Source organism: Sphingomonas sp. OTU376, assembly GCF_038440415.1.
GTDB classification, from domain to species: Bacteria; Pseudomonadota; Alphaproteobacteria; order Sphingomonadales; family Sphingomonadaceae; genus Sphingomonas; species Sphingomonas kyeonggiensis_A.
In genome coordinates, this window is record NZ_JASATQ010000101.1 from 1 (window position 1) to 11,421 (window position 11,421).

Sequence of the window (11,421 nt, forward strand, 5' to 3'; positions counted from 1 at the left end):
CACGCCCTTGATCGCGTTGCGGCTGGCGATGCCGATGACGGGCATGATCATCAGCGCCAGGGTCACGCCGCCCACCAAGGCGGCCGAGGCAAAAATCATTAACTTCTTTGTGACCTTACCTCTCTCCCACCCCCCCCCCTCCCCCCCCTACCCGCTTGGGCGGGGTGCGCGGTGGCCCCCCGGCCACATTCCATCCCGCAAAAAGGGGATTTGGCCGCGCTCAGCCGCCGCGCTGGCGGCAGCCGTCGAACTGGCCGCGCTTGCAGATCGGGTAGCTTTCCTTCGGTGCCGGCGGCGGGAAGGCCTGGGTTGGCGTCTGGGTGCTCGGCACGAACACCACCTGGGTGCCCGGCGGCGGCGTGGTGCCGGTGCTGAACAGCGGCGCGGCTGGCGCATAGCCGCCGAGCTTGCTCGCGTCGTTGTTGGTCGGGGATTCGGCCTTCTGCGCCGAAGTCTGTGCCTGCGCGGCGCCGGCGACCAGCGTCAGCGCGGCTGCCATGACAAGGAGCTTCATGGGGTGCGTCTCCTGAAACCGGGCGAGATCGTTACGCCCGGTTCCAGCAACGCGAGGGGGAGGGGTTGGTTTCGTTAAATCGGGTTCATGTGGAAGGGCTCTCCTCCGCACACCCGCCGTCATCCCCGCGCAGGCGGGGATCCATTCTGGCTGGCTTGTCGAAAGAAGCGCCGCGTCAGTGCCAATGGATTCCCGCCTGCGCGGGAATGACGAAGTGAGGAGTCGGGAAAAGAGCCGCACGAGATCCCGGCTTTCGCCGGGATGACGGCTATTCCTCAATTCCCCGCGTCGAGCGCGTACCCGGCCGAGCGCACCGTCCGGATGATGTCCGGCCGGTTGCCATGGTTGATCGCCTTGCGCAGGCGGCGGATGTGGACGTCCACCGTGCGGCTCTCGATGTCGCTGTCATGCCCCCACACCGCGTCGAGCAGCCGCTCGCGCGAGAACACCCAGCCCGGATGCTCGAGGAAGTGCTTGAGCAGGCGGAACTCGGTCGGCCCCAGCTGCACCACTTCGCCGCCGCGGCGGACCTTGTGGCCCACCGTGTCCATCTCGATGTCCGAATAGGTCAGCGCCTCGCCGGCCAGCGCCGGGCGCACGCGGCGCAGCACCGCGCCGACCCGGGCGACGAGCTCGCGCGGGGAGAAGGGCTTGGTGACGTAATCGTCCGCCCCGGTCTCGAGCCCGCGCACGCGATCCTCTTCCTCGCCGCGCGCGGTGAGCATGATGATCGGCACGTTCGCCGTCTCGGGCATGCGGCGCAGGCGCCGGCAGACCTCGATCCCGCTCAGCCCCTCGACCATCCAGTCGAGCAGCACGATGTCGGGCGTCGCTTCCTTGGCGAGGAGCAGGGCTTCCTCGCCGTCGGGCGTGTGCTTCACCTCATAATCTTCACGCTTGAAATGATAGGCGACCAGTTCCGCAATCGCGGCGTCGTCCTCGACGAGAAGCATCTTCACTCGGGCCATATGTTCCCCAATCCGCTCAGTTCGTCCCGGCCGCGCCGGTCTCGCGCTCGGCCATGTATTCGCCTGTCGCCGCGAAATAGACCATCTCGGCCACATTGGTTGCGTGGTCGCCGATCCTCTCCAGGTTCTTCGCCACGAACAGCAGGTGCGCCACCTGGCTGATCGTCTTCGAATTCTCGACCATGAACGTCACCAGCGTCCGGAAGATCGAGTCGTAGAAATCGTCGAGCGCGTTGTCGCGGGCGCAGATCCGCACCGCGGCCTCGGCATCGCGGGCCGAAAAGGCGTCGAGCACGTCGTGCACCATGTCCGCGGCCAGCTGGCCCATCGACGGCAGGATCGAGACGACCTCGATCCGCTCCTCGCCCTCGGCATGGATCAGCGGCACGCGCTTGGCGATGTTCTTGGCATAGTCGCCGATCCGCTCGATCACCGCGGCGATCTTGAGCGCGGCGATCACTTCGCGCAGATCGTCGGCCATCGGGGCGCGCAGCGCGATCACGCGGACGACGAGCTTTTCCAGCTCGGCCTCGATCGCGTCGATCTGCTTGTCCTTCTTGCGTACTTCGTCGGCCAGCTCGGCATCGCCGCGCGACAGCGCCAGCATCGCGTCCTCGATCGCCTGCTCGGCGAGCCCGCCCATCTGCGAGATCAGCGCGCGCAGTTGCCCGATGTCCTGATCGAACGCCTTTACCGTATGTTCCTGGCCGGTCGACATAATGGGTACTCCTAGCCGTACCGGCCGGTGATGTAATCCTTCGTCCGCTCCTGCTTCGGCGCGGTGAAGATATTGTCGGTGTCCCCATATTCGACCAGCTGGCCGAGATGGAAGAAGGCGGTCTTCTGGCTGACGCGTGCCGCCTGCTGCATGTTGTGCGTCACGATCACGATCGCATAGCGCCCCTTGAGCTCGTGGATCAGCTCCTCGATCTTCGCGGTGGCGATCGGATCGAGCGCCGAGCAGGGCTCGTCCATCAGGATCACTTCGGGGTCCACGGCAATCGCGCGGGCGATGCACAGCCGCTGCTGCTGGCCGCCCGAAAGCGCGGTGCCGCTGTCGTTCAGCCGGTCCTTCACTTCGTCCCACAGGCCGGCGCGGCGCAGCGACTGCTCGACGATCCCGTCCAGCGCGCCCTTCGAAGCCGCCAGCCCGTGGATGCGCGGGCCATAGGCGACATTCTCGTAGATCGACTTGGGGAAGGGGTTGGGCTTCTGGAACACCATGCCGACCCGGGCGCGCAGCTGCACCACGTCCATGTCCGACGAATAGATGTCCTCGCCGTCCAGCGTGATCTCGCCGGTCACCCGCGCGCTCGGGATGGTGTCGTTCATCCGGTTGAGCGTGCGCAGGAAGGTCGACTTGCCGCAGCCCGACGGGCCGATGAACGCCGTCACATGATCCATGTCGACATCGATCGAGACGTCGCGGATCGCCTGCTTGTCGCCATAGGACACGCTGACGCCGCGCGCGGACATCTTGTGCGGGGCAGGGTGGGCGTCGGTCATCACCAGCGGGTCTCGAATTTGTTGCGAAGATAGATGGCGAGCCCGTTCATGGCGAGCAGGAACACCAGCAGGACAAGGATCGCGGCGCTGGTCTTCTCGACGAAGCCGCGGCTGACTTCGTCGGACCACAGGAAGATCTGGACGGGCAGCACGGTGGCGGGGTCGGTGAAGCCGCCCGGCGGGGTGACGATGAAGGCGCGCATGCCGATCAGCAGCAGCGGCGCGGTCTCGCCCAGCGCACGCGCCATGCCGATGATCGTGCCGGTCAGGATGCCGGGCATGGCGAGGGGGAGGACATGGTGGAACACCACCTGGATCCGGCTCGCCCCGATGCCCAGCGCGGCGTCGCGGATCGACGGCGGCACGCCCTTGATCGCGTTGCGGCTGGCGATGACGATGACGGGCATGATCATCAGCGCCAGGGTCACGCCGCCCACCAAGGCGGCCGAGCGCGGCAGCAGCGGCCCCACCCGCATCCCGAACAGGCTCCAGCTGCCCAGGAACACCGCCAGCCCGAGCAGGCCGAAGATGATCGAGGGCACCGCCGCCAGGTTGTTGATCGAAACCTCGATCAGGTCGGTCCAGCGGTTCTTCGGCGCATATTCCTCGAGATAGATCGCCGAGAGCACCCCGATCGGGAAGGCGATCAGGAAAGTCACCGCCATGGTCAGCAGCGATCCCTTGAACGCCCCCCAGATGCCCACCGCCACCGGATCGGTCGAATCCGATTCGCTGAAGAAGCCGGCGTTGAACCCGGTGTGGAGCTTGCCCGCGGCATTGAGCTTGCGTGCCAGCGGTGCCGCGGCGGCATCATTGCCGCGCAGCCCCTGCTCGACCTGGGTCGAGGCCGGCACCCAGAGCAGCTTCTTCTGATGGAGCAGCGAGGGATCGGCCTTGAGCGCCTCGCGCACCTTGAGCCAGGCGGCATCGGACAGCACCGGCACGCTCTGCGGCCCATAAGCGGCGAGCGCGGCGTTGGAGACCTTGTCCTCCAGTTCCGCCCCGGCCAGCGCCAGATTGGCGCCCGGGGTGGAGAGCTGGGCGGGATCGATCTTCATCGCCATCGCCGGGAAGTCGAGCGGCAGCGCGATCTCGGTGCGGGTGAAGCCGCGCCAGCCATTGGTCACCATGGTGAACAGCAGGAAGGCGAGGAAGGCGGCCGACAGGATCACCGCCATCATCCCGAACAGCTTGAAGCGCCGCTCGCGCGCATAGCGCCGGCGGATGCGCTTCTGCATCGCCGCGGTCTTCCAGTCGGTCGGCGCGCGGGACGGCACGGCCTCGAGGGCGGGCTTATTCATAGGCCTCCCGGTATTTCTTCACGACGCGCAGCGCGACGATGTTGAGCAGCAGCGTGATGACAAAGAGCGTCAGGCCCAGCGCGAACGCCGCCAGCGTCTTCGGGCTGTCGAACTCGGCCTCGCCGGTCAGCAGGTCGACGATCTGCTTGGTGACGGTGGTCGCGCTCTCGAACGGGTTGAGCGTGATGTTGGCGGCACCGCTGGCGGCCATCACCACGATCATCGTCTCGCCGATCGCGCGGGATACGGCGAGCAGCACGCCCGCGACCACGCCGGGCAGCGCGGCGGGCAGCAGCACCCGCGAGATCGTCTCGCTATGCGTCGCGCCCATCGCCAGGCTGCCGTCGCGCATCGCGGTCGGCACCGCGGCGATCGAGTCATCGGCCATCGAGGAGACGAACGGGATGATCATCACGCCCATCACCAGACCCGCTGCCAGCGCGCTCTCGGACGAAGCGAAGGGCATGCCGAGATGCACCGCCAGGTCGCGCACCGCCGGCGCCACGGTCAGCGCGGCGAAATAGCCATAGACCACCGTCGGCACGCCCGCGAGCATCTCCAGCGTCGGCTTCATCCAGGCGCGCACCCGGGGGGCGGCATATTGGGTCAGATAGATCGCGCTCATCAGCCCGAAGGGGATGGCGACCAGCATCGCGATCACCGCGCCGATGAAGAAGGTCCCCCAGAACAACGGCACCGCGCCCAGTGACTTGCCGGGGTTCGACGCCTCGATCACCTGCGGGCTCCAATGCGTGCCGAACAGGAAGTCGGTGATCGGCACCTGCTCGAAGAAGCGCAGCGATTCCCACAGCAGCGACAGGAAGATGCCCAGCGTGGTCAGGATCGCGATCAGCGAGGCGACCAGCAGGAGCAGCATCACGATCCGCTCAACCTGGCTGCGCGCCTTCAGCTGCGCGCGGATCCGCGACCAGGCGAACAGCCCGCCGGCAAAGGCGAGCAGGATCGCCATCGCGCTGCCCATCCAGTTGTAGCGGTTCTCCGCCGCGCGGGTCGCCGGGGCGAGCTCGGCGGCCAGCGGATCGAACGCCTTGGCGTCCGGGTCCTCGGCCACGCGCTTCGCCTCGGCGAGCAGCGCGTCGCGCTCGAACTCGAACTGGGGCAGCTGCTTCGCCGCCGGATGCTCCAGCACCGCGTCGCGCACCAGGCTCGGCGAGAGCGAGGCCCAGACCGCGACGAACAGCAGGGCGGGCAGCACCGCCCAGGTCGCGACATACCAGCCATGCTGCGAGGGCAGCGAATGGAGCCGCTTGGCGCCGCCGCGATCGATCCGCTGGGCGCGGGCGCGGCCGGTCAGCCAGCCGATCAGGCCAAGCCCGGCGATCAGGAAGAGGAGGGCGAGCGGGTTCATCAGTGCAGCCCCGCCGGATCGAGCGGCGTGCGCTGCTCGAGGATCGCCAGCGCGTGCGCGCGCACCGCGTCCGGCGCCGGGATCAGCCCGCGCCGCGAGAGCTTGCCGCCCGGGTTCCACATCGTGCTGTAGAGCTTCAGGAAGTCGGCCAGCCCCGGAACTGCGCGCAGGTGGCGCTTCTTCACATAGAGGAACAAAGGCCGCGCGCCCGGATAGCTGCCATCGGCGATCGTCGCATAGCTCGGCGCCACGCCGTCGATCGGCACGCCGTGCAGCCGGTCGGCATTCTCCTCGAGATAGGAATAGCCGAACACGCCGATCGCATTGGGGTTCTGCGCCAGCCCCTGGACGATCAGATTATCGTTCTCGCCCTTGTCGATGTACGGGCCATCGTCGCGGATGCGCTTGCAGCGATTGTCGTACGGGCTGGTGTCCTTCGCCGTCTTCATCGCGTGGACGGCGGGATCGGCCTCAGCGCAGCCCGGCTCCATCACCAGCTCGACCAGCGCGTCGCGGGTGCCGCTGGTCGAGGGCGGGCCCATCACCTGGATCGGGATCGCGGGCAGCGACGGGTTCACGTCGCGCCAGGTCCGCGCCGGGTTGCTGTCCTTGCCGAACGGATGCGCCGCCAGCGCCAGATACACGTCCTTCTTGCTGAGCGTCAGCTTCGGGCCGTTGTTCGCCTCGGCCAGCGCGACTCCGTCGATGCCGATCTGCACCTCGATGATCTCGCCCACGCCGTTGCGCTGGCAATCGGCATATTCGGTCTTCTTGATCCGGCGCGAGGCGTTGGCGATGTCCGGGAACTGCCAGCCCACGCCCTCGCAGAAGCGCTTCAGCCCCGCGCCCGTGCCGATCGATTCGACCACCGGCGCGCGGTGCCCGCTGCCCTGGTTGACGAACGCCTCGGCCACCGCCGTGGTGAAGGGATAGACCGTCGACGAGCCGACCACGCGGATCTCCCGCGCGCTGTTGCCGTTGCAGGCAGTCAGCGTCAGCGCGGTCGCCACGAGTGCAAGCCTGCCGAAAATGTCTCGTCTCCCGGGAACGGCAAGAAGGGGGCGAGAATCGCCCTGCGGTTCGCCCTGCCTCTGTTGCAGTACGGTTACGGCTTTATGACAGCGGCCAAGGGAAGCAGCACGCTCACCGTGGTTCCCTTGCCGACCACGCTGGCGATGTCGAAGCGCCCGCGGTGCCGCTCGACGATATGCTTGACGATCGAGAGGCCCAGGCCCGTGCCGCCGATCGTCCGGCTGCGGCCGGCATCGACGCGGTAGAAGCGCTCGGTGAGGCGGGGCAGGTGCTCGGGCGGGATGCCGTCGCCCTGGTCGGTCACGCTGAGGCGCACCATCGAATCGCCCTCGGGCAACAGGCTTACGAGGATCGGCGTTCCCTCGCGGCCGTACTTCATCGCATTGCCGATGACGTTGTGGAGCAGCTGGCTGAGCTGCGAGGCATCGCCGCGCACCGGCCCGGTCTCGGCGATCTCGGTCACCACATCGCCCGCGCGCGGCACGCCCGAAAGCTCGAGGCACACTTCGTCGATCAGCTCGCCCAGCGCGACGGGATCGTCGGGCGCGCGATATTTCTCCGCCTCGATCCGGCTCAGCGAGATCAGATCGTCGATCAGCCGCTGCATCCGGCGTGCCTCGCCGTGCATGATCTTGAGGAACCGCTCGCGCAGCCCCGGATCCTCGCCCGCGCCATCCTCCAGCGTCTCGACATAGCCGAGCAGCGAGGCGAGCGGGGTGCGCAGCTCGTGGCTGGCATTGGCGACGAAGTCGACGCGGATCCGCTCGGTGGCATAGCTACCGGTGCGGTCGACCAGATGGACGATCCGCCGTCCGTCGGCGAGCGTCGTCACCCGCATCTCCCAGCGCTGGTCCCGCGTGCCCAGGCCCACCAGGTGGATCGGTGCCGCGCTGCCCGGATCGCTCGGGTTCATCAGCCGCTCGGCGGCGGCGGGGTGGCGAATGGCCACCCGAACATCCTCGCCCAGGATATGCTGGCCGAGCAGGGTGCGGGCAGGCGGATTGGCGGCGGTCACGCGGCGCTCGGCGATCAGCAGCACCGGCTCGGCGATCGCATCGAGCACTTCGGCAATGCCCGGATCCTCGCTCGCCGCCGGGGCGGCATCGGGCGGACCGTCCTGGTCGCCACCGGCCGTCGCCACCAGCACGGCGGCCACGCCGCACACCAGCATGATCAGGCTGGTCTGCACGTCGCCGTTGAGCAACAGCCCCGCCAGCGCGCCCGCGGCAGCGATGCCGAGCGCCACAAGCGCCTTGATACCGGAGGAATAGGGCATGAGCCGCCTTACTAGGGGCGGGGCGAAGATTCGTCACCCGCGATTATTGCCGCGATTATTGCCGATGCGCCCTCTATTCCATCGTTCCCGCACTCCAGCTTCGTCATCCCCACCCCTTTTCACCGTCATCTCCGCGAAGGCGGAGATCCATTCTGGCCGGCTTCTCGAACGGAGCCGCGACGGCAGCGGCAATGGATTCCCGCCTTCCGCGGGAATGACGAGGGTGTTGGGACGGCCTGTCCCACAATTTACGATTGCGAAACGCCACCGGGCGCAGGACAATGCATCATGGCAGACGAAGCACAGGGTCCGAAGGCAAGCCGACGCGCACTGATGCTCGGCGCGGCGAGTGCGTCCGCGATCGTCTCGATCCGCCCCGCGCTGGCGCAGACCAATGCCTCGGTGATGAACTGCGAGATCCCGGTCCCCGATCCGGGCCGCGCCGGCCAATATGTCGCGGCCGACGGCAAGCTGGTCCCCGCGGGCACCCAGGGCGCCTTCCCGGCGGCGGGCCGGCCGTTCAAGGCGGCCGAGGTCAAGAACGCGCTCAACGGCGGCACTCTGCCCGGCACCACCTATGAGCAGAGCCGCGCCTACACCAATTACATCCGCCGCCTGCAATCGGGCACCAGCGGCTTCACCTGCTTCGCCTCGCTGCAAATGCCGCGCGGTTGAGGCCGTGGCATTCCCGGTTCCCGTCATCCCGGCGAAAGCCGGGATCTCAGGCGAAGGCGCGGGGAAGGAGCCGCACGAGATCCCGGCTTTCGCCGGGATGACGAATGGGGCGTGAGATGACGGTCCTCTACCGCGCCGCCGCGCCCGAAACCCTCCGCATCGTCCCCCTCGACGCGCTCACCCTGATCTACCACCGCGCCTCGGGCATCACCCATGTCGTCGACGCGCCGGTACCCGAGCTGCTCGAAGCGCTCACCCCCGAGCCCCGGACCCTCGACCAGCTCCTCGCCAACCTCACCGAGCGCTACGACCTGCTCGACGCCGATCCCGCCGCGCTGGCGATCCGCCTCGACGAGCTTGTCCAGGCCGGGCTGGTCGAGCGGCTGTGAGGCACATCGTCCATCTCCGGATCGGCCCCGCCGCCTTCCGCATCGGCAGCCACTGGCGCGCGCCGATCGCCGCGCTGGAGGACCTGTACCGCGATTACCCGAAGCCCGAGATCCCGGATTTCAACGTCCACCTCTTCGCCGCCCGCCCGTGGCGCAGATATCTCCGCCCCGCGGTCCATATCGGCGGGGACTTCACCATTCCCGATGCCGCGCCGCTGCCGCTTGCCCAGGGCCTGCTCGCCGCCGAGATGGGGATGAACCTGCAGATGGCGCTCGCCCAGCGGCGCTACCTGCTGCTGCACGCATCCGCGGTTGAAAGGGACGGGAAGGCGGTGCTGATGACCGGCATCTCCGGCGCTGGCAAGTCCACCCTCGCGGCGCTGCTGATGGCGCGGGGCTGGCGGCTGATGGGCGATGAGTTCGTACTGATCGATCCACGAACCGGTGCGGCGCATGCCTTTCCGCGCCTGATCAGCCTGAAGAACGAAGCGATCGGCGTGGCGCAGGCCGCGCACCCGCAGGGCCGGTTCGGGCCGCTGCTCGCCGGCACGCCCAAGGGCGATATCCGCCATCTCGTCCCCGATGCCCGCGCCATCGCCGCGATGGCCGAGCCCGCGCAACCCACGCTGATCCTCTTCCCGCGCTTCGGCTTCGACACCGCCGAGCGCCCGGTGCTGCCCAGCGAAGCATTCGTCCGGCTGACCCAGGCCTCGACCAATTACGTCCACCTGGCGGAGCGCGGTTTCGATGCGCTCACCCGGCTCGTCCAGTCGGTCCCGGCGCGCGCAATAGACTATCCGGACACCGAAGCTGGCATTGCCCTGGTCGAGGGGCTCGCATGAACCCCGGCTGGCGCCTTGCGACCATACTCCGCGAGCCCTCCGCTTCGCTCACCTTCTCGGCGAAAGAGTGGACCGAACTCTTCGCCGTAGCCCGTGCAGAGCAGATGGCTGGCACGCTCGCGCACCGTTTGCATGGCCTGGTGCTACCCGCCCGGATAAAGCGTCTGGTCGAGGATGCGCTCGCCTCGTCCGAGCAGGTCCGCATGGCCGCCCTCTGGGAAGCCGAGATGGCCCGTCGCGCGCTCGCCCCGCTGGGCGTGCCGGTGGTGCTGCTCAAGGGCACTGCCTTTGCCGCCGCCGGCCTGTCGCCGAGCGCGGGCCGCAATATCGGCGATCTCGATATTCTCGTGCCGCGCGAGAGCCTTGGCGAGGTGGAGGCCGCGCTGATGGCCGCCGGCTGGGAATGGGTGAAGCCCGATCCCTATGACGATGCCTATTATCGCCGCTGGATGCACGAGCTGCCCCCGCTGATCCATCATGAACGGGATCGCATGATCGACGTCCACCACACGATCCTGCCGCTGACCGCGAAGATAACCCCGGACGCGGCCGGCCTGATCGCGGCCAGCGAACCGCTCGAAAACGGCCTGCGCATACTTTCGCGTCCGGATGTGCTGGTCCACGCCGTCGCCCATCTCCTGGCGGACGGCGATCTGGCGGGCGGAATGCGCAACCTTTGGGACTTTCACTGTCTGGTACGGGATGGTGGCACCGAAGGCCTGCTGGAGCGCGCCCGCCACCACGGCCTGGCCCGTGAAATGGCCCGCGCACTGCGCCTCAGCCATGCCCTCTACGGCACCGAAGTTCCTTCGGAATACCAGCGGCTTGGGCTGGCCGATCGCCTCTATCTCCGCCGCCTCACCGCGCGTGACGGCTGGGGCCGCCAGACCCGCAGGCCGCTGCGCATGGCCTTCTATGTCCGCAGCCACTGGCTCCGCATGCCGCCGCTGATGCTCGCCCGCCACCTCTGGACCAAATACCGCAAGGGCTATCGCCCGGTCGGCTGAACGCATTGAAACGAAACGGGAACAAATCCTTGTGATGTAGGCGATCGCAGCCTATCCTCCGCGGCGTTCAGCAGGAGGGGTTTCGATGTTCCGCAAGGTCGCTTTCACCATGTACCCGGTCATCGATCTCGACCGCGCCCGCAATTTCTACGAGAACGTCCTCGGCCTGCCGGCGAGCAACGCCGCCTATGGCATTCCCTGGGTGGAATATGACCTGCCCGGCGGCGGCTGCCTCGGCATCACCACGGTCACCGGCAACAAGCCCTCGGCCGATTCCGGCGGCACCATCGCCTTCGAGGTCGAGGACCTCGACGCGCTCTGCGCCGATCTCGAGGCCAAGGGCGTCACCTTCAAGACCGACCTGATCCACTCGCCCGTCTGCCGGATGCGCGTGATCGAGGACAGCGAAGGCAATGGCGTACTGCTCCACCAGCTGAAGAATCGTACCTGATTCCTTCTTGCTCCCCTCCCTGCAAGGGAGGGGGTGGGGGTGGGTTGGGGGGGGCGGGGGGCGGGCGGGGCGCCGGCGCGGCCCGGCCGGG

Annotated in this window: 13 protein-coding genes; 5 read left to right on the forward strand and 8 right to left on the reverse strand. The window is 67.9% G+C overall.

From position 1 onward, the window contains the following. Positions 1-220: 220 nt before the first annotated feature. From AAHM44_RS23560 to AAHM44_RS23595, 8 genes are all read right to left on the reverse strand, one after another. A complete protein-coding gene (locus AAHM44_RS23560; RefSeq protein ID WP_269574533.1) occupies positions 221-514 on the reverse strand; it encodes a hypothetical protein in 294 nt (97 codons plus the stop codon). A 275-nt stretch (positions 515-789) separates the two neighbouring features. Then, complete coding sequence (phoB, locus tag AAHM44_RS23565) at positions 790-1,482, reverse strand: phosphate regulon transcriptional regulator PhoB (protein WP_184169365.1); 693 nt, start codon at positions 1,480-1,482, stop codon at positions 790-792. A gap of 16 nt (positions 1,483-1,498) precedes the next feature. Then, positions 1,499-2,200 (reverse strand): phosphate signaling complex protein PhoU, encoded by a 702-nt coding sequence (gene phoU / locus AAHM44_RS23570; protein ID WP_184169363.1) that lies wholly within the window; start codon positions 2,198-2,200, stop codon positions 1,499-1,501. Between the two features lie 11 nt (positions 2,201-2,211). After that, a complete protein-coding gene (gene pstB, locus AAHM44_RS23575) occupies positions 2,212-2,988 on the reverse strand; it encodes a phosphate ABC transporter ATP-binding protein PstB (protein ID WP_342251518.1) in 777 nt (258 codons plus the stop codon). Then, a complete protein-coding gene (gene pstA / locus AAHM44_RS23580) occupies positions 2,988-4,289 on the reverse strand; it encodes a phosphate ABC transporter permease PstA (RefSeq protein WP_342251519.1) in 1,302 nt (433 codons plus the stop codon). The genes pstB and pstA overlap by 1 nt, the downstream gene beginning before the upstream one ends. After that, a complete protein-coding gene (gene pstC / locus AAHM44_RS23585) occupies positions 4,282-5,658 on the reverse strand; it encodes a phosphate ABC transporter permease subunit PstC (protein WP_342251520.1) in 1,377 nt (458 codons plus the stop codon). The genes pstA and pstC overlap by 8 nt, the downstream gene beginning before the upstream one ends. Next, on the reverse strand, positions 5,658-6,668 hold the full coding sequence (locus AAHM44_RS23590; RefSeq protein WP_342251521.1) for a PstS family phosphate ABC transporter substrate-binding protein: 1,011 nt from the start codon (positions 6,666-6,668) through the stop codon (positions 5,658-5,660). The genes pstC and AAHM44_RS23590 overlap by 1 nt, the downstream gene beginning before the upstream one ends. A gap of 95 nt (positions 6,669-6,763) precedes the next feature. Continuing rightward, a complete protein-coding gene (locus AAHM44_RS23595; RefSeq protein WP_342251522.1) occupies positions 6,764-7,966 on the reverse strand; it encodes an ATP-binding protein in 1,203 nt (400 codons plus the stop codon). A 288-nt stretch (positions 7,967-8,254) separates the two neighbouring features. Between AAHM44_RS23595 and AAHM44_RS23600 the strand changes: the two genes are divergently transcribed. From AAHM44_RS23600 to AAHM44_RS23620, 5 genes are all read left to right on the forward strand, one after another. Next, entirely contained in the window at positions 8,255-8,641 is a 387-nt protein-coding gene (locus tag AAHM44_RS23600; RefSeq protein WP_269574538.1) for a hypothetical protein, read from the forward strand. A gap of 116 nt (positions 8,642-8,757) precedes the next feature. Next, positions 8,758-9,030: an HPr-rel-A system PqqD family peptide chaperone gene (locus AAHM44_RS23605; RefSeq protein ID WP_342251523.1), complete on the forward strand. Its 273-nt coding sequence runs from the start codon at positions 8,758-8,760 to the stop codon at positions 9,028-9,030. Continuing rightward, the gene (locus tag AAHM44_RS23610) at positions 9,027-9,872 is read left to right on the forward strand and encodes an HprK-related kinase A (protein WP_342251524.1); all 846 of its coding nucleotides are present in this window, start codon (positions 9,027-9,029) and stop codon (positions 9,870-9,872) included. Before AAHM44_RS23605 ends, AAHM44_RS23610 begins: the two co-directional genes overlap by 4 nt. Further along, positions 9,869-10,879, forward strand: a complete 1,011-nt coding sequence (locus tag AAHM44_RS23615) for a nucleotidyltransferase domain-containing protein (RefSeq protein WP_342251525.1) — start codon at positions 9,869-9,871, stop codon at positions 10,877-10,879. The genes AAHM44_RS23610 and AAHM44_RS23615 overlap by 4 nt, the downstream gene beginning before the upstream one ends. A gap of 85 nt (positions 10,880-10,964) precedes the next feature. Beyond that, the gene (locus AAHM44_RS23620) at positions 10,965-11,330 is read left to right on the forward strand and encodes a VOC family protein (protein WP_269574542.1); all 366 of its coding nucleotides are present in this window, start codon (positions 10,965-10,967) and stop codon (positions 11,328-11,330) included. Positions 11,331-11,421: the final 91 nt, after the last annotated feature.

What these genes read in the sequence shown, in the direction of transcription:
- AAHM44_RS23605 (WP_342251523.1), top strand. Translation starts at nt 8,758, where the DNA reads ATGACGGTCCTCTACCGCGCCGCCGCGCCCGAAACCCTCCGCATCGTC.
- phoB (WP_184169365.1), bottom strand. Translation starts at nt 1,482, where the DNA reads ATGGCCCGAGTGAAGATGCTTCTCGTCGAGGACGACGCCGCGATTGCG.
- AAHM44_RS23595 (WP_342251522.1), bottom strand. Translation starts at nt 7,966, where the DNA reads ATGCCCTATTCCTCCGGTATCAAGGCGCTTGTGGCGCTCGGCATCGCT.
- AAHM44_RS23600 (WP_269574538.1), top strand. Translation starts at nt 8,255, where the DNA reads ATGGCAGACGAAGCACAGGGTCCGAAGGCAAGCCGACGCGCACTGATG.
- AAHM44_RS23615 (WP_342251525.1), top strand. Translation starts at nt 9,869, where the DNA reads ATGAACCCCGGCTGGCGCCTTGCGACCATACTCCGCGAGCCCTCCGCT.
- pstA (WP_342251519.1), bottom strand. Translation starts at nt 4,289, where the DNA reads ATGAATAAGCCCGCCCTCGAGGCCGTGCCGTCCCGCGCGCCGACCGAC.
- pstB (WP_342251518.1), bottom strand. Translation starts at nt 2,988, where the DNA reads ATGACCGACGCCCACCCTGCCCCGCACAAGATGTCCGCGCGCGGCGTC.
- pstC (WP_342251520.1), bottom strand. Translation starts at nt 5,658, where the DNA reads ATGAACCCGCTCGCCCTCCTCTTCCTGATCGCCGGGCTTGGCCTGATC.
- AAHM44_RS23620 (WP_269574542.1), top strand. Translation starts at nt 10,965, where the DNA reads ATGTTCCGCAAGGTCGCTTTCACCATGTACCCGGTCATCGATCTCGAC.
- AAHM44_RS23560 (WP_269574533.1), bottom strand. Translation starts at nt 514, where the DNA reads ATGAAGCTCCTTGTCATGGCAGCCGCGCTGACGCTGGTCGCCGGCGCC.
- phoU (WP_184169363.1), bottom strand. Translation starts at nt 2,200, where the DNA reads ATGTCGACCGGCCAGGAACATACGGTAAAGGCGTTCGATCAGGACATC.